Below are 24,143 nucleotides of genomic sequence, written 5' to 3'. Positions count from 1 at the left end.
AATTTATTATAAGGAAGGTGGAAAAATGAAAGTAGAAATAAGAAAATTCTTGTCCAGTATAGAAACTGAACTAATAAAATTTACGCAAGATATCATAAGAATCAAAAGTTATACAGGACAAGAGGAGAAATTGGCAATGTTTATCAAAGAGAAAATGATTGAGCTTGAATATGATGATGTAATAGTAGACAAGTTAGGTAATGTTATAGGTGTAATAGGTAATGGAGAAACAAAAGTACTTTATGATTCTCATATGGATACTGTTGAAGTAAATGATGCTGAAGAATGGTCAGTAGATCCATTTGGTGGAGAAATAAAAGATGGCAAAATATATGGTAGAGGTGCAGCTGATATGAAGGCAGGGGTTGCCGCTACTGTTTATGCAGGATATGCCATAAAGAAATTAGGATTGGATAAAGGAAAAACGGTATATATATCAACATCTGTGATGGAAGAGGACTATGAAGGAAAAGCAATTGTTCATTTTTCTAAGGAATATAATATTAGACCAGATTATGTTGTTATTTGTGAGCCGAGTTCTTTAAACTTAGCGTTAGGACATAAAGGAAGAGCAGTATTTAAAGTAGATACAGAAGGCGTCGCAGCCCACGGTAGCGCCCCTGAAAACGGTGTAAATGCAATATATAAAATGAAACTAATCATTGACAGAGTTGAAGAATTAGGTAATAGGTTTATGGCTATGGAAGGAGAAAATGGCACATTAGCTCTTACAAAAATAGAAAGTGAAGCAGTATCAATTAATGCAATTCCAGATAAATGCAGTATATATCTTGACAGAAGATTAGTTAAAGGTGAAGATGAATTATTTATAGAAAAAGAAATGGAAACTTTATTAGCTGGAACAGATGCCACATGGCATATTTTCGATAAAGTGGGTAAAAGTTGGACAGGAGAAGAGTTAATATTACATTCTTTCTTGCCTTGTTGGGAAATCGATAAAAAAAATAGGCTTGTTAATGCATCGCTTAATGCATTTGAAGAATTAAATGGAAAAATACCTAGAATGTTTAAATGGAATTTTTGTACAAATGGTGTTGGAACAGCAGGAGAAATGGGGATTCCGACAATAGGTTTTGGACCTGCAGATCCAAAGTTTGCACACACAAGAAATGAAAATTGTCCAATATCAGATATTATAAAAGCTTGTGAGTTCTATACTAATTTAGTGAATTATTTATAATGTGATATAACCATAATGTTATTCATATGTTCTTTGAAACTAACAGATTATGTTTTACGAACATATGAATACGTTTATTAAAGTAAATAAGAGAATGGGAAGTTATTGAAATTGAAGTGTTAGCAATAATAAATTAATTTATTTTAATTTATTAATAATATATAAAACATTATTTTGGAGGTGCTTTACAAAAATGGCTAAAAGTGAAAATGTTAAAGGGTTTGCTACTAGATGGGGTTTGGTTCTCACGTTGATTGGGGCTTCAGTAGGAACTGGTAATGTATGGAGATTCCCTAGAATGGTAGCATTAAATGGTGGCGGCTCATTTGTTTTAGCTTGGACTATCTTATTGTTTGCTATATCTATTCCAATTATTATTGCAGAAATGGTTATGGGAAGAGCTACAAGACATGGTGCACCCGGTGCTTTTAAAGATTTCATCGGCAAGAAGTATTCATGGATGGGTGCTTTTATGGCAGCGACTACAGTTGCAATCGCTGCTTATTACACCGTAGTAATGGGTTGGTGTCTACAATATGCAGTTATTTCTTTAAAAGGATTTAAAAACTATGATGCAGAAGGATTGACTACTCTCTTTGTAAAAGTTTCAAATGGATGGACAAATGTTGGAGTTTTTGTACTTGTACTTATTATAACAGCTGTAATTGTATCTCAAAAGATTAGTAAAGGAATAGAAATTATAGGAAAATTTTTAACACCATTTTTGTATATAGTACTTATTATTTTAGTAGGTAGAGCGCTTACACTTCCAGGTGCTATTGAAGGAGTAAAACATTATTTTCAAATATCACCAGAAACCTTCTTTAGCGCGGATACGTGGATGGCAGCTTTATCGCAATCTGCGTGGTCAGTTGGTCCGGGGTTTGGTTTAGTTCTTACTATGGGTGTTTATACTAAGTCAAAGTCAGATGTAGCTCTAAATGAATTTATGCAGGGACTTGGGGATAATTCAGCAGCATTATTAGCAGGATTTGCTGTATTGCCAGCATTATTTGCACTATCTCCTTCAGTGGCTGCAGCTACAGCAATTTGTGAATCTGGAAATTATGGTTTAACATTTATAGCTTTAACACAACTTTTTGCAAACATGCCAGGTGGTTCAATTCTAGCTTTCTTATTCTTCTTGTCACTGTTCTTTGCAGCACTAACAGCAAATGTTATATTTTTCAGCACAGGAGTAGTTCCATTGATGGATGCTAAGATGTCTAGAAAAAAAGCTTCATTTACTATTTTTGTTATTACATTAATACTAGGCAGTTTTTCAGCCTATAATATTGATATCTTAAGTAACCAGGATTGGGTTTGGGGAATGGCTTTATTAATTGGAACAATATTTACTTGTTTTGCAATATGGAAATTTGGGGCTGAAAAAATTAGAACTAAATATATTAATATTCCGGAGAATGAGTTATATATTGGTAAGTGGTGGAATGTATCTGTTTTATTTGTAACTCCAGTACTTATAATTGGAATGTTTGGTTGGTGGATAATTCAATCTATAGGGTGGCATGAAAATTGGTGGAATCCATTCTTAGTAGATAGTACAGGTACTTTCGTAGTTCAAATACTCTTATTAATAGGTGTATTATTGATATTTAATAAAAAGATTTCCGAAAGTGCTAAAAACAACTATATTGATTCGGTTTCTAAGGGGTATCCTGAGATACCTGAAGAGCATGAAAACTAATAAAGGAGGAACAATATTATGCCAATCAGTTCAATTGCATGTATGATTATAGCTATAGTCCTTAATTGGGGTGCTGCGATTTGGTGTATTGCCAAAATACAAAAATCAGAAAAAAAGGGTAACTAAAGGGAGGAAAATATAGATGTTTGCAACTAATGTTCCATTTCAGGAGTTCAAAAATAGACGTATTCATTGTCAAAAAGAGGTAAATAAGCGTGGATTGAAGGGTGTTATGATTTGGTCAAGAGGAGGAGGTACTTGGGATAGATATGCAGGGGTTGATTACTTTGCAAATCACTATCAGCAAAGATGTTACTTGCCGGATCATGAACCTCTTTGGAGCGGCCGTTCTCATTGTGTATTGATGATTCCAGCTGTAGGGGAACCTGTACTTTTGGTTACTACCATGGAATTTAGAAAAGACTTAGTAGCCATTGAAGATGTTAGGTATAGTACAGATTTTTTTAGTTTAATATCTGAAACAGCCAAAGAGTTAGGAATGAACCAAGGTGAAGTTGGAGTAATGTATGAAGATGTTTTAACTTGGAAAATTGGTAAAAACATGAAAGAACAAATGCCTGAATTAGAAATGGTTCCATGTGATGATATTCTTTCTGATATGAGAGTTATTAAGTCTCCAAGAGAGATTGAAGCCATAAGAAAGGCAAATGAAATTGGAAGCGAAGCAGTGGATATTATTATGAGAAATGTTGCACCAGGAAAAACTGAAGCACAAGTAATTGGGCCGGCAATGGACAAGATATATTCTGAAGGTGCTGTGTTATATTTTGTAGTCACTAGTTCAGGTCCTAACAGTGATGCAGTGCATAGCGTAGATTTTCCAGGGTATGACTCAAACAGAATAATACAAAAAGGCGAAATGTTTAAAGTAGATTTGATTATTTGCTATGAGGGGTATATATGTGACTTTGGAAGAACTACAATCGTAGGTATGGAGCCTACGGTAGAACAGCGCAAGATCATTGAAGCAGTTGTAGATTCCTGCGAATATGTAATTAGTTTGATAAAGCCAGGGGTTACAGTTAAGGAACTATGTAAGGCTGGAGATGAATTTTTATTAAAAACTGGGGTTTCTTTATCCTCAGAACAAAATGATGAAAATGAAATTTATGCTGCTTTTCCTCCACATTGGGGACATAGTATTGGTATGACCTGGGAACGTCCTTGGTTTATTAATGATGAAGATGTTGTTTTGGAAGAAAATATGTATCTCGCTATTGAAAAAGGATTGTATCAACCAGGAATGGGAACTGCTACCTATGAGCAAGATCTTATTGTAACTAAAACAGGTGCAGAAGTTCTTACTACAACAAGAAAATTATGGTTATAGTGAAAATATAAATTTAAGTAGAGCGAGGTCCAATTTGTTAAGCGTTTACTATAATTCTTGTGGCATTATTCCAGTATTCAAGATATCTAAAAAAACACCTATTAAATTATATTTATCAATTTAATAGGTGTTTTTTATACCTTACTAATTTCCAGTAAGTAATTCCTATTTATTTCGCTTAGCAACACAAACACCATATTGTAAATCTCAATGTCAAATACCAATCTATTTTCTTTAACTGTTGCTTCGCAATATAATTTAAAGCATAATAATTCTTAAACCCGGTTATTTTCCTATTTATTGTTTTAACCATATCTTTTATATCATTTCCTAATGTTGCTCTATTAGAAAATACCTTCTTAATCTTTTCTCGTATGCTTTTCATTGCTGATGATAACAAAGTCATCTGCATATTTAACAAGTGTACCCAAGTGACTGTAGTATTTTTCCCATATAACATCGAAATCATTAAGATATATTAAGGATAATAACGGACTGATTGACCCACCTTGGGGCGAGCCAATTGTACTAGCACTATATTTACCATTTTCCATTATTCCACATTTAAGCCACTTCTCAATTAGTTTCAATATTCTTTGCTTTACTAATATCATTAATTTATCGTGGTTTATATTACCAAAATAATTCTTAATATCAGCATCTAATACCCACCATCCACCTTTATTACACTCTTTTCTTATAACTTCTAGTGCATCATGGGCACTTCGTTTAACTCTAAATCCGTATGAATACTCTTTGAAATCTGCTTCAAATATTGGCTCCATGATGATTACCTTTACTGGACTTTCACCAGTTAGTATGGTCCAGCTTATCTGGACGTGCCCCCAGTGTTACTTTTAAAGGAGGTACCATTGAGATTGTTAATTATACTTGATACTCTAGGGAAAAACAAAATAAACAGAGAAAATAGGAGAAAAAAGGAGAATGATGTCATGATTTAACTATAAACGAGCTATTTCAATGTTAATTATGTTTGACTATCTAACATTATAGTAATAATATTAGGTTATATTTAAATTGATTATGCTTGGAAAGTTTATGACTTAGAAAAAAAGTAAAGTATTATAATAAAAATTAATAGATTCTAGGTTTGATTTGAAAGAAAGAAACTATCTTAGCTTTTAAATAAACCAGTGCTTTGCGTATTTGTACGCTTTGTGCTGGTTTTTTATATATTTGAATTCAAATAGGAAGTGAAGTTTTGATTTATTTTAGTTTGTTGGGTTATTAAAGTGAGGTGTAATTTTGTGTAATGACGTTTTAGAATTACAAGAAGATGTTAGAAAGCTTGCCATAAAAATGATTAAGCACTATAGAGGAAAAGGACCGGATAATGTTAAAGTTAAGGTCGAAGGACAGTTAATAACTGTCGAAATAAAAGGTATTATCTCCAATTTGTCAGTGATACTCATTGAAGAAGGTGCAGAGGAAACAGTAAAAGATTATTGGAAATACTTGAAACCCCACCTTGAAAAGAAGTTTATGGGTGAAGCTTACGAAACTATTGGAAAAAACTTTGATTATACTTGGAAAGTTTATGACTTAGATAAAGAAAGCAGAAGTATTATAATAAAAATTAATAGATTCGAGGTTTGATTTTAAAGAAAGAAACTATCTTAGCTTTTAAATAAACCAGCACAAAGCGTATTTATACGCTTTGTGCTGGTTTTTTGTTTTTTATATGTTTTGAATTATAAATAAGAAGTTAATTTTGCACTAGAATTTAACGTAAAGAAAGGAAGATAACGCTATGAACAGTATATTAACTACTTGTCCCTATTGTGGAACAGGATGTACTTTTTTCTTGAATGTAGACGGCGAAAAAATTGTTAGTGTAACCCCGAATGATCTAAATGCAGTAAACGATGGAAAGCTTTGTTCAAAAGGACATTTTGGTTTTGATTTCGTACATCATAAAGATCGTCTAACTAATCCTTTGATCAGAAAAGAAGGTAAGCTCGTTGAGGTTACCTGGGAAGAGACAATTCGTTTTGTTGCCTCTAAGATTAAAAAAACCGTAAAAAAATATGGTGCTGACAGCGTGGCAGGTTTTAGTTCTGCACGGTGCACTAATGAAGAAAACTATCTTATGCAAAAATTAATGCGCGCAGTGATTGGTACTAACAACATTGATCATTGTGCCCGCCTCTGACACGCTCCTACTGTGTCTGGTCTAGGCACATCATTTGGTAGTGGAGCAATGACAAACTCAATCGATGAGATTGATGAAATGGGATTTAAAGATGCTATTTTTGCAATAGGTACAAACACCACAGAATGCCATCCTATAATCGGTGTTAAAATGTTGAAAGCTAAAGCGCGTGGTACCAAATTGGTGGTAGCTGATCCCCGGGAAATCGATCTGACACGGCATGCTGATGTTTGGCTACGGCTTAAACCCGGCACGGATGTAGCGCTTTTGAATGGACTGTCACATGTCATATTGACAGAAGGTTTAGCTGATGAAGCATTTATTGCTAAAAGAACCGAAAATTTTGAGGCTTTCAAAGCAGTTGTACTTAAGTTTACCCCAGAATATACAGCCACCATAACTGATGTCTCAGCGGAAAAGATACGGCAAGCGGCAAGAATTATTGCTAAGGCTGATAATACTGCTTCGTACTATACGATGGGTATTACGCAGCATACTACAGGTGTTGATAATGTACTATCTGTAGCCAATCTTGCGATGCTTACTGGTAATATGGGTAAGGCTAAAGCGGGCGTTAACCCTCTGCGTGGTCAGAATAACGTACAAGGGTCATGTGATATGGGTGCTCTACCTGATGTCTACCCTGGTGATCAAAAAGTAACTGATCCCGCTGTGAAAATGAAGTTTGAGAAAGCATGGAATACACAGTTAAGCGATAAAATTGGACTTACTATTCCATCTGTCTTGAATGCAATCGAAAAAGATAAGGTCAAAATACTGTATGTATTTGGTGAAAATCCAATGCGTAGTGACCCTGATATAAATCATGTCAAACATTGTTTAGAACATGTGGATTGTTTGATCGTTCAAGATATTTTTCTAACTGAAACAGCTGAAATTGCTGATGTTGTTCTTCCTGGCGCATCCTATGCTGAAAAAAATGGAACTTTTAGTAGCACTGAGCGTAAAGTCCAACGTATTCGTAAGGCTATAGAACCAAGCGGTAATAGTCTTCCAGATTGGCAAATATTGAGGGATATTATTAAGGCAATGGATTATCCAGCGGATTATAGTTCTCCTGAAGAAGTATATGATGAAATGAGGGCTTTGACGCCAAGCTATGCTGGTATTAGTTATAAACGGTTAGAAAATGGTGGAATTCAATGGCCATGTCCGAATGAGAGTCATCCTGGCACACGTGTTTTGCACGTTGATAAGTTTATTGGCGGTTTGGGTAAGTTTGCTGGCGTGGAGTATCGAGAACCTGCTGAGCTTCCTGATGAAGAATATCCACTGATGCTGACTACTGGACGTGTCGTTGCTCATTATCATACAGGAACTATGACGAGACGTAGTTGGGGACTTAATGGTGCACATCCAGAAGAATCTTTGGAAATTAACCCTAAGGATGCAAAAAAACTTGATATTGCAGATGGTGATGAAATTCGTGTAACGACGCGGCGTGGTTCATTAATTACAAAAGCCCAAGTAACAACTAGAGTACCAATAGGACTAACATTTATTACTTTCCATTTCACTGAGAGTCCAGGTAATATTTTGACTAATAGCGCGTCAGATCCCATTACTCAAACGCCTGAGCTTAAAGTTTGTTCGGTAAAAGTAGAAAAAACAAATTAGAAGGAGGATATTAAATTGAATACAAAACTTAATTCTTTTGTAATAGCTGATCCCCATAAATGTATAGGGTGTAAAGCATGTGAACTTGCATGTGCTGTTGTACATGCAGATAATGTTGGGAAAACAGTGGGAACAGTAGAAATTCCAATTATGCCGCGACTTTTTCTTGTTAAAATAGCTGAAGTTACTATGCCTATTCAATGCCGCCATTGCGAAGATGCCCCTTGTGCAAATGTTTGTCCAGTATCGGCTATAAATCAGGTTGATAACAAAATTTTGATTAATGCCGAAGCTTGTATGGGTTGTAAATCTTGTGTGATGGCTTGTCCGTTTGGCGCAATGGATCTTGTTCCTATATATATAAATGGTCAAATAGTTACTCAGAATGTGCTTATGTCTGAGACTGAGGATGGCCTAGTAGAAAAGGAAGTAATGCTTGCACACAAATGTGATTTATGTGTTGGCAAGCCTAACGGTCCAGCCTGTATTAGAGTATGTCCCGAGAACGCATTGGAGCTTATTATACCAAAACAAATAAAAAGAAAACGAAACGAAAAAGCAGCCATTAATTTGCTTGATTCAGTGAAAGTTTTTTTTGACTAAGTTTTTAATTTAAATTAAGATAGGAGGCACTTGCTTTGACAGTAAAAACTGAAGGTTTTATTAATATTGATAAAGAATTGTGTACAGGCTGTAGACGATGTGCGAAGGTTTGCCCTGTAAATGCTATAGAAGGCGAAAAAGGACAACCCCAGACAATTAATGCTGAGCTTTGTATTTTGTGTGGTCAGTGCGTCCAAATTTGCAGCGCTTATGCATCTGACTTTGATGAAGATATTGCTCCGCGTAATCAAAAGATGCAAGAGCGTAATATGCTCTCATCTGTTAAAGAGCCATTATTTGCATCTTACTATACAGGCCATGCCCCAGCAGTAAAAGAGGCCTTATCAAATCTTAGCCTTTTTACCATGGTGCAATGTGCACCAGCAGTTCGTGTAGCTATTGCTGAAGATTTTGGCATGCCACTTGGAAGTTTAACACCAGGTAAAATGGCTGCTTCACTAAAAAAAATAGGTTTTAACCGAGTTTATGACACGAATTTTGCTGCTGATCTTACTATTATGGAAGAAGGTAAAGAACTTGTTAAACGGATCACCGAAGGCGGAGTATTGCCGATGTTCACTTCCTGTTGTCCTGCCTGGGTAAAATTTATTGAGCAGTCTTATCCTGAGCTTATTCCTCATCTATCTTCTTGTAAGTCTCCAATGCAAATGGCAGGCACACTATTTAAGACATATGGTGCGCAGATTGATGGTGTGGATGCTGCCAAGGTTTATAGTGTTTCGATTATGCCTTGTGTCTGTAAAAAATTTGAATGTGAGCGTCCTGAAATGCTAGATAGCGGCTATCGCGATGTAGATGTTGTAATTACTACGCGTGAGCTTGCGCAATTAATTAAGGATGCTGGCATTGATTTTAATGATTTGCCTGAAAAAGAAGTTGACAAGCCGCTTGGAACTTACTCTGGGGCAGGCACTATATTTGGTGTTACTGGAGGTGTTACGGAAGCTGCTTTGCGTACTGTATATAAGATGATTACTAATCAAGAGATTCCAGATGTTAATCTTAAATTCGTCAGAGGTGGTGAAGGAGTGAGAAACTCGGATGTTAAAGTTGGAGACTTGACACTAAAAGTAGCGGTGGTTGCTGGTCTGAAAAATGTTGTGCCAATTTTAGAAGCAATTAAAGCTGGAAAATCGGATTTTCAGTTCATTGAGGTGATGACCTGCCCAGCTGGCTGTGTTAGTGGCGGTGGGCAACCTAAGGTATTAATGGCTGATGAGCAAGCTAATGCCAATGCTAACCGTACATGTAATACGTATGTACATGATGAAAACATGGAACATAGAAACTCGTATAATAATCCTGAAATTCAAAAAATTTATAAAGAATTCTTGGTAGAAGATAGTATCCATCATTTACTCCATACCAAGTATTCTTCAAGGAGGTAATCATATTGAATACCTTCATTGTTGCAAATCCTAATAAATGTATTGGCTGTAAGTCTTGTGAAATTGCGTGTGCCGTTGCACATTTAGATAGTAGCGTAGCTACTGCTGGATTAATAGATGCTCCATTTTTGCCTCGTATCAACCTGATACGGGCAGAACGGGTAACTATGCCGATACAATGCCGACAATGTGATGATGCACCCTGTGCAAATGCTTGTCCGGTAGCAGCGATTGTTCATCGAGATAATAAAATTGTTGTAAAAACAGAGTTATGTATCGGATGTAAAACATGCATGCTTGCTTGTCCGTTTGGTGCTATGGATATGGTTCCGCAATTTCAAAATGGCGAGGAGCAAATACAAATCAACCTGAGCATGATTACTAAAGAAGGCAAACAGAATAAAGAAATTATGGTGGCACATAAATGTGATTTGTGTGAAGGAAGGCCAGGAGGACCAGCTTGTGTAGAAATTTGTCCATGTGATGCCTTCACCGTAGTTAAGCCCAAAGTTATAAATCAGAGTATCAAAAATAAGCGCCGATCCAGCGCTTTAGAAATTATCAGAAAATAAAAATACTTCTTTATCTTGAGGCTCTACCTCCAGCAAACTAAACCGCACTTAAATAATAAGAAATGTACACTATAAAAAAATGGAGTTGTATTATGGAAAAATTTAAAACAGCAGTAATACTTGCTGGTGGAAAAAGTTCAAGAATGGGATTTGATAAACAATTTTTGAAGATAAAAGAAAAAAGATTAATGGATACTTTAATTAGTAACCTAAAAAAAGAATTTGATGAAATAATTATAGTTACAAATAAAATAGATAAATATGTAGAAGGGTCATATAAGCTAGTCTGTGATGAAATAGAAGGGAAAGGTCCTTTAAGTGGTTTTCATATTGGACTTAAAGAAAGTAGTAGTCAATATGTTTATTTTATTGCCTGTGATATGCCTAATATAAACACAGTTTATATAAAATTTATGAAAGAAAAAATAAGAAATTTAGATGTAGATGCTTGTGTAACTAGAAAAAATGATAGAATAGAACCCTTTAATGCTTTTTACTCTAGAAAATTAATATATGAAATAGAGGAGATTATTATGAATAATAATAATTCTTTATTTTCTCTAGTTAATAGAGTAAATACTATTTATATAGAAGAGAAAGATGCCCAAAAATATAGTTCTGATTTAAGTATGTTTTTAAATTTAAATGATGTAGAAAATTTAAATAAATATATTAGTTCGGAATAAATGGAGGATTCAGAAATATAATGAACATAATAAAAGAAATAAATATTAAAAGGATAAATAACGAACTGAACGTTGATACCACGGATATAGTAATAGAAGAAATACCCTTAGAGATATTTGTGAATTATGAATTTTATATGGTTCTTATGTGTACCCCCATTGAAGTAGTGGAACTCGCTATCGGATTCCTTTTATCAGAAGAAGTAATTTCCTCTATAAATTCCATTAAAAGCATTGAAGAAAAGTATGAAAATAGAATATGTATTATTTTAGACCATGAGATAATCTCAGATCACGATCTAACTGTAGATCATAATAGTGCACGCGCTATAACGTCCGGCTGTGGAAACGGTAGTGTACATGTAATATCCCTTGAAGAATGTAGCATTAAGCCTATAGAAATCAATTGTAAATTTTCTATTGCCAATGTCTTAAAATTAATGGGTGAATTTAATAATAAATCAGAGCTTTTCAAACAAACTGGAGGCGTTCATAGCTGTAGCATTTGTAGTGATGATAGCATCCTTCTTTTTTCAGAGGATATTGGACGGCACAATGCCTTAGATAAGGTGGTAGGAAAAGCCCTTATGAGCAATATAGACCTTAGTGATAAACTTGTAATGACAACGGGTAGAATTTCTTCGGATATAATTGTTAAAGTAGCAAAAGCAGGGTTACAGCTTATAGTATCTCATTCAGCACCAACAACTCTAGCCTTAAGTATTGCTAAAGCTGCAAACATAACTGTAATAGGTTTTGCACGAGGTAGCAGAATAAATATTTATTGTAATGGACATAGAATGATTTAATCAAAGCATATTTAAAAATACACCAGGTTAAAACCCCCTGGTGTATTCTTATAACTAAAAATTAATTGTACTATTTACTTGCTCATGTTTCATCTATGTAAAAAATATTCATTGTAAGCACATTGAAAGAGTAAAACTATTTCATTGAAAATCTCTTTACATAAAAACAACTGTGTACTATTATAATATAATTAAGACTATATTTAAAGTTACAATTAATCAATTTATAAATTATAAATTATGGAGGTAAAAACAAATGAATATACAAAGTACTGATGTGGCAAAGGCTTCTATGGAAATGTCCATATCTTCTAGAGAAGATGAAAAGATATTAACTGAGTCTTTTAAAAATAAAGGAATTTTAACTGTGGCTGTAGATATTGGTGGAAATATTAATGCTACTGTATCAAAGGTCATAGAAAGAGCCTTAGTTGCATCTAAAAAGAAAGGGCTTATAAAGGAAGATTATCATGTACATGATGGTGCTGTAGTTGGAGCTACAAGAGAGGCTCTTGCTCAAATTATGCAAAAAGCAAATGGATTCAATGTAGGTGGTAAAGTTGGTATAGCTAGAAGTGGAGAGCATATTAGTGTATGCATATTTATGAGCATAGGATTACTCCATTTAAACGAAGTAGTAATTGGACTAAGTCACCGCTCTATTCCAGATGTATATTGACAAATTTAGATATACATACTACAATTACTGAGTAGAATAGTAGTTTTTAATAATACCCAAAATCAGATTAATAAAATAGTAGTATGGTAGTTTATGTAGAACATATAGAATTTTAAACCTAACGGATTTTTTTTGAAAAATTTCCTTAGGTTTGTATTGTTATATAAAAGTTCTGGTGACCCAGAACTTTTTTTTGTTTTCAATATTAAATTCAATATGAAAATATTATTTTTGGAGGATTGGTAGAATGGTAGCAAAGAAAAAAATTTCATTTCTAACAGCAGTTTTATTAGCTGCATCAATTTTAGGAGGGTGTGCAAAAACATCCGGAGGTAACCCTGATCAAAAACTTAATGACAAAAAAGTAATCAAAATTGGTATTACACAAATTGTCGAGCATCCTGCTCTTGACTCGGCTAGAGAAGGATTTATCGAAGCCTTAAAATCTAAAGGATATGAAGACGGGAAAAATATTAAAATAGATTATCAAAATGCTCAAGGGGATATGCCCACAACACAAACTATAGCTCAAAACTTTGTATCACAAAAAAAAGATTTAATATTCGCAGTGGCAACACCCGCGGCTCAAGCAGCTTTCAATTCAACAAAGGATATTCCAATACTTATAACTGCGGTAACAGATCCAGTTAATGCAGGTCTTGCAAAATCCCTTGAAAATTCTGGCACTAATGTAACCGGAACTTCAGACAATGTTCAGATAGAAGAACAGTTTGCACTGCTAAAAAAATTAATACCTAGTGCTAAGAAAATAGGTATTCTATACAATACAAGTGAAAGCAACTCAGAAGTCCAGGTTAACAATGCAAAGAAAGTAGCTAAAAACTTTGGACTAGAAATTGTAACGGCTGGGTTAACAAATGTAAATGAAGTGCAGCAATCATTAAATTCAATAATTGGAAAAATAGATGTACTATATGTTCCTACAGACAATGTATTAGCATCAGCCATGCCTGTTATAGCAAATGCATGTTTTAAGAAAAACCTCCCTATAATTGGTGCCGAAAAAGGGATTGTAGTCCAAGGTGCACTTGCGACTATTGGTATCGATTATAGCAAACTAGGATTTCAAACAGGACTTATGGCGGTAGATATAATTGAAGGTAAGAAGCCGAGTGAGATTCCTATTACAATGTTAAAAGATATGCAACTGTTTATTAATGAAGATGCAGCCAAGAAATTAAACATAAAAATCCCACAAGACTTAGCTACTAAAGCAGAAAAAATAACAGGCGGAGTCAACTAAATTATTAGAATTATAAATTTTATTTTTGGAGGATGGTAGTATGGTAGCAAAGGGAAAACAATTATTTCTAACAGCAGTTTTATTAACTGCTACAATATTAGGGGGATGTTCTGGAACATCTGCGAGTAACTCTGATCAAAAACTTAAGGATAAAAAAGTAATCAAAATTGGTATTACACAAATTATAGAGCATCCATCTCTTGACTTAGCTAGAGAAGGATTTATTTCCGCATTAAAATCAAAAGGCTATGAAGATGGTAAAAATATTAAAATAGATTATCAAAATGCTCAAGGTGATATGCCAACAGCTCAAAGTATAGCTCAAAACTTTGTATCACAAAAAGAAGATTTAATATTCGCAGTGGCAACACCTACTGCTCAAGCAGCGTTTAATGCAACAAAGGATATTCCAATACTTATAACTGCGGTAACAGACCCAGTTAATGCAGGTCTTGCGAAATACCTTGAAAATTCTGGTACTAATGTAACAGGGACTTCAGACAATGTTTCAATAGAGAAACAGTTTGAGCTGTTAAAAAAATTAGTACCCAGTGCCAAGAAAGTAGGTATTCTATATAATACCAGCGAAAGCAACTCAGAAATACAGGTTGAAAATGCAAAAAAAATATCCAAAAACTACGGATTAGAAATTATAACTGCAGGATTAACAAATGTAAATGAAGTGCAGCAATCATTAAATTCAATAATTGGAAAAATAGATGTACTATATGTTCCTACAGATAATGTTGTAGTTTCAGCTATGCCAGTTATAGCAAATGCATGTTTCAAGAGAAATCTACCTATAATTGGCTCAGAAAAAGGTGCAGTATCTCAAGGTGGACTTGCTACCATGGGGATCAATTATACTAAATTAGGTTTTCAAACAGGACTTATGGCTGTGGACATAATTGAAGGTAAGAAGCCGAGTGAGATTCCTATTACAATGTTAAAGGACATGCAATTATTTATAAATGAGGATGCAGCTAAGAAATTAAACATAAAAATTCCACAAGACTTAGCTAGTAAAGCTGAAAAAGTAAAAGGAGGAGTTAACTAATGTATATACTAATGAACGTGATTGAGCAAGGGTTAATATTCTCTATAGCAGCTTTTGGAATATATATAACCTATAGAATATTAGATTTTCCGGATCTATCAGTAGATGGTACCTTCCCTTTAGGTGCCGCTGTAACTGGTCTTTGCCTATTAAATGGAATAAACCCCTTTGCAGCATGTGTTTTATCTTTTGGTGCAGGATGTCTTGGTGGCATTTTAACAGGATTACTTCATGTTAAACTAAAAATAACCAACCTTTTATCAGGCATTTTAGTTATGATAGCACTTTATTCTATAAATTTGAGAATAATGGGAAAGTCCAATATTCCTTTATTTGATAAACAGACTATATTTTCTAATAACATAGATATTTTAATAATTTTATTTGCATTTATGATTATAGTAAAGATAGGTTTAGACCTATTTTTAAAAACTAAACTTGGGTTTGTTTTAAAGGCTGTGGGAGATAATCCCCAACTAGTATCATCCCTTAGTATAAATCCAGATAATATAAAATTAATTGGTCTTGCAGTTTCAAATGGGCTAGTAGCTTTATCTGGTTCAATGATGGCTCAATACCAAGGATTTTCTGATGTGGGAATGGGAACTGGAACTGTAGTAATGGGGCTTGCTGCCGTTATAATAGGAGAATCTGTATTTGGCAGAATTAGAGTATTAAAACCAACTACGACAGCATTACTCGGCTCAATGATATATAAAGGGTCCATAGCAATAGCATTAATGTTTGGACTCCCATCCACAGATTTAAAATTAATAACCGCTCTAATTGTAGTTTTAGCTTTATCTTTAAACGGTAAAAAATTAAGTTTTAAAGTAAAGCAATCTAAAGTTGGAGGTGAGTCTATTGTTAAAAATACAGAAGCTGCATAAAGTATTTAATAAAAACACTATAAATGAGAATGTATTATATGATAATTTATCTTTGAACATAAATAAAGGCGACTTCATTACCATAATAGGGAGTAATGGCGCTGGAAAATCTACTCTTCTTAACTTGATATGTGGTACTCTAAATGCAGATGAAGGCTCAATTATTTTAGCTGGAAAAGAAATAAGTAAACTGCCAGAATACAAAAGAACAAAGCATATAGGAAGAGTTTTTCAAGATCCTTCAAAGGGCGTTTCTCCAAACATGACAATACTAGAAAATATGTCTATGGCTTATAATAAAGGACATAGGTATGGCCTAAGGCTATGTGTAAATAAAAGAAATTTACAGATGTTTAATGAAATTCTATCTGAAGTTAACCTGGGACTAGAGGATAAACTTCATACTAATGCAGGGCTTTTATCAGGTGGACAAAGGCAAGCTTTATCATTAATGATGGCAGTAATGTGCAAACCGAAGCTTCTTCTTTTAGATGAACACATAGCAGCTTTGGATCCTAAAACCTCTGAACGGATAATAGAAATTACTGGCAAAGTGGTTAAGGACAATAAAATAACTACCCTTATGGTAACTCACAATTTAACTCATGCAATAAACTTAGGTAATAGACTATTTATGATGCATGGTGGGAAAATAGTTATGGATGTTTCAGGAGACGAAAAACAGAAATTAAGCATAGATAAACTATTAAAAGCCTTTGAAAAAGTTCAAGGAAATGAAGATGGCTTAAGTGACAGAGTTTTATTCTCTTAAATATCGAAATTTCATATAATAAAAAAGTATGCTAATTAAATTTTAGCATACTTTTTTATCTTACACATACGCAATTATTCGCCCCATTACCTCCACAGAAAACCCCTCAATAATACCATTCCCATAATAAGCTAATTGAAAAATGTTGCTAGCAATTACTAAATCCATAAGTGAATTTGCTTCTGACTCTTTCACTACCACCGTTAAGTTCATGAAGGCATCAGCAATTTTAGCTTTTTAAGAGCTTTTTTCTTAAGCCTTGCAAATTGATGATAGCTTTTATCACCGTCACAGGCTATTTCTCCTAAGGTTTTTTCTAAAAAATAATAGTTCTTTAGTATTTCTTTCTCTAAGGGCTCAAGTGTGGCAATAGCTGCATATAATTTTTTTACCTCGTCAAAGGCTATAACTTCATCCTCTAAGGTAAACTCATAATTACCTAAGCGATCTAGGTCTATCATATCACTATTTGGAACCTCCCTAAAATGCTTTATCTGTCCTTTTAGAAGTGCTCCATAGTTCATTCTTATAGTATTTATACAATATCCATTAAAACTATTGCTATCTACCTTGTACATAGCTATGGCTTTAATAACGGATAAATATCCGTGTTGGATAAGATCCTCCGTATTATACCCTGGGATGTGATACCTTGCAGATTCCTTGAATATGAGATATTTAAATTCGTCTATTATTTGTTCTGTAGCACCACACTCTTTAGTTTTAGCCATTTGGACTAATTTTTCCATGTTAATGCACCGCCTTTAATTTTTTTAACTTAGTTATACTAAGTCCTCATTATCCAGATGTCCTAATAACTTTTTTTCTAGGTCATCGAAATTATATTTTCTTTGTTCAAAATCACAAAATCCACTTTTTTTAACATTATTATTTAAGGCTATACTCCTTTTGCTAATCCATTTTTTTTGATATAATTTTACCTCATCGGTAGTTTTCATGCCGAGATTAATCCAGCTATCCAGTATTTTTGCGATATATTTCATGGTTTTAGCGTTGTATCTCACGGCCTCCTCTATCGCCATAATAATAACTTCACTAGCTACGTGGTTTATAAACTCTAATATTTTTTCATATTCCAGTGGAGTGATAGCATGTACATTTTCTTCAAATGTTTTAATTATATTTTTTATCCCCTCAGCAGTAGCTGAATTATTACAGTTTATTACTTCTTGCTTCTTACTTATTACTTCTTCTCTATTACTTACAAGCCCATTGCAAGCCCCTTCATTTTTTTTTATCTGTGACTTATTAGCTTCATTTTCAAATATTTCAAAAGCGGCATCATCAAATTTGAAGTTTTCAAAGATTTTATCTACATCTAACCCATTTGCATGACATTTACTAAATAGTATTTTGACGAACTCTTTATTCTTCACTTTAAGTAATTCCTTCTGTATACACTTAATTGTATTAATACTAGTTGGTACGTTGTATTTTATCCAATTGATAACCATAAGTTCCTTTGTACCCTCACAGTATAAAATCTTTTTATAATCACAGAATCTTTGAATAAGCTTCTCTACAGTTTCTCTGTTATACCCAGTATCATTCTCAATAGTTATAGTAGATAGTTCATAAATTCCGCACTGTGTTGTTTTGGAATTTGTTATTAGATATAAATAGAAGTATTTTTCCTCTGGAGTGAGCTCAAGCACAAAGCTGTCGGTCCAAAATTCTGTATAAAGCTGTCTATATTTAGCCATTATTTATTCCTCCATCCATATTAGTTTTAAATTAAACATTAAGTTATTTTTAATAAGGAGTCCAATCTTGATCATTCTCAGAGAATATATGTTCAATTTTCAGTCCGAAAGCATTAGCTATTATTTTCCTGTTTTCAGGTCGTGGATAGTGTTTACCATGTTCCCACTCCCAGAAATTCTTATGACTGGTAAAGCATTTTTCCCCTGCTAAAATCTGAGTCCATTTATTACCTACTCTCAAGATTCTAATTTTTTCATTCCAAAGGAGTTTATTATACATTTCTTCAACCATTTTCTACACCGCCACAGTTTATTTTGTAGTTTATTAACTTGTTTGTTAAATATATCACAGAAGAATTTATCTGTAAATTGCACAAATGGTCTTAGATAATTACAAATTATTACATAGTAAATTATTTACTTTTGAATACTTGATTCTCCTTCAGTTTAAAGGTACATTACCGTTATTTTCGTTTATTTCTTCTAATTTGATGATTATATAATATAAAATGATTCTTCATAAAAAATAGGAAGCGCCATTTTACTATTTTTATGCTATGCATGTAATAATTATGGATAATATGTTATAATTTGCTTGTAAAATAGTCAGAGATGGCTTGTATGATAAAATAGGGAGGGATATGAAAGTTAGAAAAGCAGTTATACCAACTGCAGGCCTTGGAACTAGGTTTCTACCTGCTACAAAAGCACAAACAAAGGAGATGTTGCCTATAGTTGATAAGCCTGCAATACAATACATCATAGAGGAAGCGGTTGCTTCGGGTATAGAAGACATATTAATTATTACAGGAAGAAATAAAAAATCTATTGAGGATCACTTTGACAAATCAGTAGAGCTTGAGTTAGAACTAGAAAATAAACATAATAATGACCTTCTTAAACAGGTTAGAGATATATCAAACATGGTAAATATACATTTTATAAGACAAAAGGAACCTAAAGGACTTGGACACGCTATAAATTGTGCAAGAGCTTTTGTAGGTAATGAGCCTTTTGCTGTTTTGCTAGGTGATGATATAGTTGATGCTAAGATTCCATGCCTGAAGCAACTTATGGATTGTTTTGAAGAAAAACAAACATCGATTTTAGGGGTTCAACAAGTAGATAAGGAAAACGTAGATAAATATGGTATAGTTGATGGACTTCGAGCATTTTAAAGTTACTTTTAGGTATAATAAAAGACATGGTCAACACCTCTATTTAGAAGTATTGACCATGTCTATAAGCTTTAAACTTAGCATTTTGTAGGAATATATACTACTTCTATAAATTTCAAGTAGTAATATTCATGATTACTTACTTTCTTTATACCAATTGTTCCACTTCTTCATATAAATTACTAAAGCTATCATTAGACTTTAAAGTTTGAAGATACTTCATAAATGGTATTTTTAACTCATCTCTTTTTAAAGCAAATTCCACTGTAGCCTCAAGAAATCCTAATTTATCGCCTACGTCATATCTTCTTCCTTCAAATATATATGCATACATATCTTTCTCTGAACATAATGTATTTAAAGCATCAGTTAGCTGAATTTCTCCACCTTTACCAGGCTTAGTATTATCTAATACATCAAATATATCTGGTGTTATAATGTATCTACCAAGTATAGCTACATTTGATGGTGCTACATCTACTTTAGGTTTTTCAACAAGATTATTTACCTTGTATATTCTATCACTGATTTGAAGTATTGCACAGGAGCCATCTTTTTCAAATTCCACTGGTATCTATAATTATTATAATATGTGATATACCTATCTATCATTTTCTTAATATTTTCAAGAGTAGTACAGGACTTTAAATCTATCTCATCTTTCATATGTCCAAAAAATGATTCTTGAGGGGCATTGTCCCAACAATTTCCTCTTCGCGACATTGACTGTGATAATTTATGCATTTTTAGTAGCTTTTGAAATGTTGGACTTGTATAATAACTACCTTGATCTGAATGAATAAAGGCATCTTTTGTTAACGTTACTCGTCTGTTTTTAACTAGCTTATTTATTGTATCTAAGGCTATATCAAGTGTTATTCTATCTGAAGTTTGATATGCGAATATTTCATTTGTTGAGGAGTCCTTAATTGTGGATAAGTAAGCCATTTTACTATTACCGTATGGTAAATATGTTATATCAGTAAGTAGAACCTTTCCTGGCGTAGCCTGCTTAAATTCATTATTCAGAGTCATTTTAATAGATCTAGAGCCTTTCTTATAGCCCCTTCGATTAAACACCTTCAATATTAAGTCTCTATGCTCTAAATCACGCTGCTCGTGTCCAATCCGTATATCCTTTGAATCAATATAATTATAGTACCCAGATCTAGACACTTCTGATAATTTGCATAAGTATCCAATTTTATTTTTACTTCTTGCCTTTCTAATATTTCTTCCTTAGTAAGCTCGGTAGAGCGTGGCCTCCCACTTGCCGTTTTTCTAGTGTATAATCCCATCTCTTTTATATGCAGTTCTCCACCTTTGTGATGATTGTTCAATTCTTTTCAACCCTATTATATTTATATCAAATCCATTTTCCTCAAAAATTTGTCTTGGTAGTTTTCCAGCTGTGTATTCATCAATAAATAATATTTTAAACTCATAGGTATATGTTATTGAAAGTTCACTAACTCTTAGAATAATTTTATTGTTTTCAAGCTTTTTAATGTCTTCTTTAGTAAATAGCATTTTACTCATTTGCCACCATCCTATCTATATATAAATTATACAAAAAAAGTACCTATAAACCAAACACTTTTTTCTAAGTGTCCTGCTTATAGGTACCAGTTTAATTCTTCATCCCTTTTTATTAATAGATTATTTTACTGTATAAACAACTGCATCATTTGTAGTTACTGTAAGTTCATTTACTTCTGACACTGTTATTGCAGTAACTCTTACTTGTAAAGCATCTTTAGCTGTTGAATCTGCTACTTTTGTAGCAGCTGCTAATTTAAATCTACTGTAGTATCAGGAGTTCCAAAATTAATTTGGATTGTCTTTACAAGTCCATTAGTAGTAGTACCTGAAATTGTAATCCAATCACCAGTCACCATAGAACCAGATATCATTCCTTTATTAGTAACAGCGAAATCTGAACCATTTGTTCTATTTGAGTTTGCCTCAACTATTATAAATTGAGATAATGACGAAGCTTTTGATCCATATTGATCTTCAGGTGCAAAGTAAACATTTTTTGTTACGCCAGTTTTACTTCCATCTGCATTATATTTTGCTAAAGTACTTCCTAATAACGCGCTATAATCACCAGTTAGTGATACAACATCGTCAGTTCTTGAAATACCTGCTACTTCAGTTGCTACACTAACACTTAAAGACTTAGCTAGTGGATCTACTGTTGAAGAAGTAACTGGTGTAGTTACTGTATGAACTAATCCATCAGCACCTAAAAGTGTTACTGTTAAGATTGTGCTAGATCCTGTTTTTGCTGGATCTGCTATTTTATTAGCAACTATTTCCACGTCGTCAGGAGCAGTAAGACTACCAGGAGCACCTGCAATTACTGTAAAGTCAGAACTAGTACTAGTTGCTCCTGTTATTGGAGTACCTCTTAATACTACTTTTGCTCCAGTTGATGTTGTACCATAAACTGTTGGGTTAGCATCATAATCATATGCTTGTGCACTGTCCTCAATAATAGAAGAAATACCATTAGAAACATATATAGGATCTGCAACTTCATCCATTGTATAATCCTTAATATCTGCATCTGCAAGAACTGTAAATGTTTGTGCTTTTGAATCAATAACGATTGCATCGCCAGCTGTATTTAACTTACTTGTATCAACCAAATTAAATGTAACTGTTGCTGATCCACTTTCTTTTGCTTGAATAGCAATTTGAGTTTCGCCTTGTCCTGCATAGTTTGAATCTACTGAAACAACCTTCGCATTATCTGTTGTTGCTGTAACCTTATAGTTTGCATAAGTAGCATTATCACTATCATTTATATCAACATCTCTACCATATTGATCTGTAATAGTTAATCCGCCATTATCCCATCCAAAGTCTGCCATTTGAACTGCTGTATTACTATCCTCGCCTTTTTCTTGCATAACAGAATTCAATACTGTAGTGTCTAAAGATAATGAATCAGCTAAAACAGGTTTTTGAATATTAATAGTTACACTGCTATAATTTCCTGATTGTGTCATTGCTGATAAAACTAAAGGTACAGAAGTTGATGATTCATTACGTGTTGGTACATTCTTCAAAGAAAGTGTTCCATCAGAATTTCTAACTTTTTTCAAATTGTTAAATGTTACTAAATCCTCTGAGAAATCACTAAACTTAGTTAATTCAACCCCATTTTGATCCATTGCTATGAAAGGAATATTCTTTGACTCACCAGAAGCTATAGAATCATTTGGAGCTAATATTCTAAATGTATCTACCTCTGCTTGTTTCTTTAATGTAGTAGTTATTTGTGAAGTTGATCCTGTCCAAGTCATTGCAGTTATTATCAATGGCATATCAATTGAAATAGATCTACTATCAGCTTTAACTTCTATTAGTCCTTTGTTTGAATCTTCTGGATCTTGTACAAGTTTAGCTGTTACATATGGGCTTGATGTAGTTAAAGTTAACTCACCATCCTTACCAGTAAATATTAAACCCTTTTTCATAAGAGTATAGTTTGATGTAGCATTTCCACTGATATCTGTAGCTGTAAATCCAGCATAGAATATATCTGTAGTATCTCCTGCAGTCAACACTTTGTTGTCTTTATTAGTTAATTCAGTAAGTTCTATACTGCTTAATGTACCAACTTGTGATGTAACTTCTAATGTAGCAGATCCTGAAACTCCAGTACTTGTATCATTAGCAGTTATTGTTACTCCTGCATTAAATGTCATAAGATTTAAACCAGTAGCTGGTGTTACTGTAAGTAATCCTTTTCTAGCTTCAACAGTACCTACTCCTGATTGGAATTGTACGTTATTAGCTAAAGCTCCATTTGTAATATCAACTCCATATTGATCTAACATGTTATAAGTTGCATATCCTAGCTGGTCATCACCATTTCCAGTTACCCCGAGTTTAGAAGAAGTTATATTAATCTTAGCTACCTTTTGTTCAGTTATAGTTACGTCTGATGTTCCAAGATCTGTTGTACCATCCATTACATTAACTGTATAAGTTCCTGATGTGAATTTTGTATCTTTCTTTAATGTAGCTATTGTTCCAGTAGTATCCCAACCAGTTGTTACTACTACATCATTTCCTGCTTGTGCAACTTCAAATGTAAGGTTTGATGCATCTTCTGGTACTTTACTGAATTTTACTGAAATATCATTAGCGCTAATAGCACTTACTGATTCAACTCCTACTACTGCATCTGATTTCACTGCTTCAATAGCATCTGCTGCTGATGTTGTAACTTTTCCACCAAGTCTAACTATTTCACTGTCAGCTTTTATGTTATCTGTTACTACATTAATCAATTTTGCATTGATTCCATCTTGTGAATCAACTAAAACTATAGGATTATTTCCTTTAGCTGCATAAGCTGAACCTACAAGAGCATCTACTAAGTTAGCATTTGTTCCTTTTGCAAGGAATATTT

General features: G+C 33.5%; 22 protein-coding genes and 4 pseudogenes. 17 read left to right on the top strand and 9 right to left on the bottom strand.

All coding sequences use genetic code 11. From position 1 onward, the window contains the following. The 3 genes from ACJAX4_RS10770 to ACJAX4_RS10760 form a co-directional block, all read left to right on the top strand. On the top strand, positions 1 to 1,201 hold a 1,201-nt coding region (locus ACJAX4_RS10770; RefSeq protein WP_435789463.1), incomplete at its 5' end, for a YgeY family selenium metabolism-linked hydrolase. A 193-nt stretch (positions 1,202 to 1,394) separates the two neighbouring features. Further along, a complete protein-coding gene (locus tag ACJAX4_RS10765; RefSeq protein ID WP_435789462.1) occupies positions 1,395 to 2,909 on the top strand; it encodes a sodium-dependent transporter in 1,515 nt (504 codons plus the stop codon). Positions 2,910 to 3,051: 142 nt separating this feature from the next. Further along, positions 3,052 to 4,260 carry a M24 family metallopeptidase gene (locus ACJAX4_RS10760; protein WP_435789461.1) on the top strand — a complete coding sequence of 403 codons (1,209 nt, stop codon included), beginning with the start codon at positions 3,052 to 3,054 and terminating at the stop codon, positions 4,258 to 4,260. Between the two features lie 178 nt (positions 4,261 to 4,438). Here ACJAX4_RS10760 and ACJAX4_RS10755 read toward each other — a convergent pair whose 3' ends face one another. Further along, complete coding sequence (locus tag ACJAX4_RS10755; protein ID WP_435789460.1) at positions 4,439 to 4,645, bottom strand: group II intron maturase-specific domain-containing protein; 207 nt, start codon at positions 4,643 to 4,645, stop codon at positions 4,439 to 4,441. Further along, positions 4,620 to 5,045 (bottom strand): reverse transcriptase domain-containing protein, encoded by a 426-nt coding sequence (locus ACJAX4_RS10750; protein WP_435789459.1) that lies wholly within the window; start codon positions 5,043 to 5,045, stop codon positions 4,620 to 4,622. Before ACJAX4_RS10750 ends, ACJAX4_RS10755 begins: the two co-directional genes overlap by 26 nt. A gap of 481 nt (positions 5,046 to 5,526) precedes the next feature. Between ACJAX4_RS10750 and ACJAX4_RS10745 the strand changes: the two genes are divergently transcribed. The 13 genes and pseudogenes from ACJAX4_RS10745 (at position 5,527) to ACJAX4_RS10685 (ending at position 16,812) form a co-directional block, all read left to right on the top strand. Further along, complete coding sequence (locus ACJAX4_RS10745; protein ID WP_435789458.1) at positions 5,527 to 5,877, top strand: Na-translocating system protein MpsC family protein; 351 nt, start codon at positions 5,527 to 5,529, stop codon at positions 5,875 to 5,877. A gap of 154 nt (positions 5,878 to 6,031) precedes the next feature. Next, positions 6,032 to 8,071, top strand: coding sequence for a formate dehydrogenase subunit alpha (gene fdhF, locus ACJAX4_RS10740; RefSeq protein ID WP_435789457.1), 2,040 nt, complete (start codon positions 6,032 to 6,034; stop codon positions 8,069 to 8,071). Between the two features lie 15 nt (positions 8,072 to 8,086). After that, on the top strand, positions 8,087 to 8,674 hold the full coding sequence (locus ACJAX4_RS10735) for a 4Fe-4S dicluster domain-containing protein (RefSeq protein ID WP_435789456.1): 588 nt from the start codon (positions 8,087 to 8,089) through the stop codon (positions 8,672 to 8,674). A gap of 35 nt (positions 8,675 to 8,709) precedes the next feature. Next, complete coding sequence (locus ACJAX4_RS10730) at positions 8,710 to 10,083, top strand: [FeFe] hydrogenase, group A (RefSeq protein ID WP_435789455.1); 1,374 nt, start codon at positions 8,710 to 8,712, stop codon at positions 10,081 to 10,083. 5 nt (positions 10,084 to 10,088) lie between these two features. After that, a pseudogene (locus tag ACJAX4_RS10725) lies at positions 10,089 to 10,157 on the top strand (4Fe-4S binding protein); the annotation flags it as partial. Between the two features lie 93 nt (positions 10,158 to 10,250). Then, a complete protein-coding gene (locus tag ACJAX4_RS10720; protein ID WP_435789464.1) occupies positions 10,251 to 10,655 on the top strand; it encodes a 4Fe-4S dicluster domain-containing protein in 405 nt (134 codons plus the stop codon). 92 nt (positions 10,656 to 10,747) lie between these two features. Next, positions 10,748 to 11,341, top strand: a complete 594-nt coding sequence (mobA, locus tag ACJAX4_RS10715; RefSeq protein WP_435789454.1) for a molybdenum cofactor guanylyltransferase — start codon at positions 10,748 to 10,750, stop codon at positions 11,339 to 11,341. 20 nt (positions 11,342 to 11,361) lie between these two features. Further along, positions 11,362 to 12,150, top strand: a complete 789-nt coding sequence (gene fdhD / locus ACJAX4_RS10710) for a formate dehydrogenase accessory sulfurtransferase FdhD (RefSeq protein ID WP_435789453.1) — start codon at positions 11,362 to 11,364, stop codon at positions 12,148 to 12,150. A gap of 256 nt (positions 12,151 to 12,406) precedes the next feature. Then, on the top strand, positions 12,407 to 12,829 hold the full coding sequence (locus tag ACJAX4_RS10705; protein WP_435789452.1) for a HutP family protein: 423 nt from the start codon (positions 12,407 to 12,409) through the stop codon (positions 12,827 to 12,829). Positions 12,830 to 13,076: 247 nt separating this feature from the next. Continuing rightward, positions 13,077 to 14,093, top strand: a complete 1,017-nt coding sequence (locus ACJAX4_RS10700) for an ABC transporter substrate-binding protein (protein WP_435789451.1) — start codon at positions 13,077 to 13,079, stop codon at positions 14,091 to 14,093. A gap of 40 nt (positions 14,094 to 14,133) precedes the next feature. After that, positions 14,134 to 15,150 carry an ABC transporter substrate-binding protein gene (locus ACJAX4_RS10695; protein WP_435789450.1) on the top strand — a complete coding sequence of 339 codons (1,017 nt, stop codon included), beginning with the start codon at positions 14,134 to 14,136 and terminating at the stop codon, positions 15,148 to 15,150. After that, positions 15,150 to 16,040: an ABC transporter permease gene (locus ACJAX4_RS10690; RefSeq protein ID WP_435789449.1), complete on the top strand. Its 891-nt coding sequence runs from the start codon at positions 15,150 to 15,152 to the stop codon at positions 16,038 to 16,040. Before ACJAX4_RS10695 ends, ACJAX4_RS10690 begins: the two co-directional genes overlap by 1 nt. Further along, positions 16,015 to 16,812, top strand: coding sequence for an ABC transporter ATP-binding protein (locus tag ACJAX4_RS10685; protein ID WP_435789448.1), 798 nt, complete (start codon positions 16,015 to 16,017; stop codon positions 16,810 to 16,812). The genes ACJAX4_RS10690 and ACJAX4_RS10685 overlap by 26 nt, the downstream gene beginning before the upstream one ends. 60 nt (positions 16,813 to 16,872) lie before the next feature. On the opposite strand, the gene ACJAX4_RS10680 is transcribed toward ACJAX4_RS10685, so the two are convergent. The 4 genes from ACJAX4_RS10680 to ACJAX4_RS10665 are packed head-to-tail and all read right to left on the bottom strand — an operon-like array spanning position 16,873 to position 18,828. Continuing rightward, a complete protein-coding gene (locus ACJAX4_RS10680; RefSeq protein ID WP_435789447.1) occupies positions 16,873 to 17,025 on the bottom strand; it encodes a hypothetical protein in 153 nt (50 codons plus the stop codon). After that, a complete protein-coding gene (locus tag ACJAX4_RS10675) occupies positions 17,022 to 17,561 on the bottom strand; it encodes a sigma-70 family RNA polymerase sigma factor (RefSeq protein ID WP_435789446.1) in 540 nt (179 codons plus the stop codon). Before ACJAX4_RS10675 ends, ACJAX4_RS10680 begins: the two co-directional genes overlap by 4 nt. Positions 17,562 to 17,594: 33 nt before the next feature. Further along, positions 17,595 to 18,536, bottom strand: coding sequence for a DnaD domain-containing protein (locus ACJAX4_RS10670; RefSeq protein WP_435789445.1), 942 nt, complete (start codon positions 18,534 to 18,536; stop codon positions 17,595 to 17,597). A 49-nt stretch (positions 18,537 to 18,585) separates the two neighbouring features. Beyond that, on the bottom strand, positions 18,586 to 18,828 hold the full coding sequence (locus ACJAX4_RS10665; RefSeq protein ID WP_435789444.1) for a helix-turn-helix transcriptional regulator: 243 nt from the start codon (positions 18,826 to 18,828) through the stop codon (positions 18,586 to 18,588). A gap of 349 nt (positions 18,829 to 19,177) precedes the next feature. Here ACJAX4_RS10665 and ACJAX4_RS10660 point away from each other — a divergent pair. Then, positions 19,178 to 19,702: pseudogene (locus ACJAX4_RS10660) on the top strand (UTP--glucose-1-phosphate uridylyltransferase); the annotation flags it as partial. A 160-nt stretch (positions 19,703 to 19,862) separates the two neighbouring features. Here ACJAX4_RS10660 and ACJAX4_RS10655 read toward each other — a convergent pair. The 3 genes and pseudogenes from ACJAX4_RS10655 to ACJAX4_RS10645 form a co-directional block, all read right to left on the bottom strand. Further along, positions 19,863 to 20,249: pseudogene (locus ACJAX4_RS10655) on the bottom strand (sugar phosphate nucleotidyltransferase); the annotation flags it as partial. Next, a pseudogene (locus tag ACJAX4_RS10650) lies at positions 20,219 to 21,253 on the bottom strand (IS3 family transposase). The pseudogenes ACJAX4_RS10655 and ACJAX4_RS10650, both read right to left, overlap by 31 nt. Before the next feature lie 251 nt (positions 21,254 to 21,504). After that, on the bottom strand, positions 21,505 to 24,143 hold a 2,639-nt coding region (locus ACJAX4_RS10645), incomplete at its 5' end, for a cell wall-binding repeat-containing protein (protein ID WP_435789443.1).

The sequence above is a fragment of the Clostridium sp. genome (genome assembly GCF_051278035.1).
In the GTDB taxonomy this organism is placed as follows: Bacteria; Bacillota; Clostridia; order Clostridiales; family Clostridiaceae; genus Clostridium_AD.
Note: the sequence above shows the minus strand (reverse complement) of the source record. Positions and strands in the feature narration are given on the sequence as shown.

Bases quoted from the DNA above. Each gene is read 5' to 3' on its own strand.
- ACJAX4_RS10765 (WP_435789462.1), top strand. From the start codon at position 1,395: ATGGCTAAAAGTGAAAATGTTAAAGGGTTTGCTACTAGATGGGGTTTG.
- ACJAX4_RS10760 (WP_435789461.1), top strand. From the start codon at position 3,052: ATGTTTGCAACTAATGTTCCATTTCAGGAGTTCAAAAATAGACGTATT.
- ACJAX4_RS10755 (WP_435789460.1), bottom strand. From the start codon at position 4,645: ATGAAAAGCATACGAGAAAAGATTAAGAAGGTATTTTCTAATAGAGCA.
- ACJAX4_RS10750 (WP_435789459.1), bottom strand. From the start codon at position 5,045: ATGGAGCCAATATTTGAAGCAGATTTCAAAGAGTATTCATACGGATTT.
- ACJAX4_RS10720 (WP_435789464.1), top strand. From the start codon at position 10,251: ATGCCGATACAATGCCGACAATGTGATGATGCACCCTGTGCAAATGCT.
- mobA (WP_435789454.1), top strand. From the start codon at position 10,748: ATGGAAAAATTTAAAACAGCAGTAATACTTGCTGGTGGAAAAAGTTCA.
- fdhD (WP_435789453.1), top strand. From the start codon at position 11,362: ATGAACATAATAAAAGAAATAAATATTAAAAGGATAAATAACGAACTG.
- ACJAX4_RS10705 (WP_435789452.1), top strand. From the start codon at position 12,407: ATGAATATACAAAGTACTGATGTGGCAAAGGCTTCTATGGAAATGTCC.
- ACJAX4_RS10700 (WP_435789451.1), top strand. From the start codon at position 13,077: ATGGTAGCAAAGAAAAAAATTTCATTTCTAACAGCAGTTTTATTAGCT.
- ACJAX4_RS10695 (WP_435789450.1), top strand. From the start codon at position 14,134: ATGGTAGCAAAGGGAAAACAATTATTTCTAACAGCAGTTTTATTAACT.
- ACJAX4_RS10690 (WP_435789449.1), top strand. From the start codon at position 15,150: ATGTATATACTAATGAACGTGATTGAGCAAGGGTTAATATTCTCTATA.
- ACJAX4_RS10680 (WP_435789447.1), bottom strand. From the start codon at position 17,025: ATGAACTTAACGGTGGTAGTGAAAGAGTCAGAAGCAAATTCACTTATG.
- ACJAX4_RS10675 (WP_435789446.1), bottom strand. From the start codon at position 17,561: ATGGAAAAATTAGTCCAAATGGCTAAAACTAAAGAGTGTGGTGCTACA.
- ACJAX4_RS10670 (WP_435789445.1), bottom strand. From the start codon at position 18,536: ATGGCTAAATATAGACAGCTTTATACAGAATTTTGGACCGACAGCTTT.
- ACJAX4_RS10665 (WP_435789444.1), bottom strand. From the start codon at position 18,828: ATGGTTGAAGAAATGTATAATAAACTCCTTTGGAATGAAAAAATTAGA.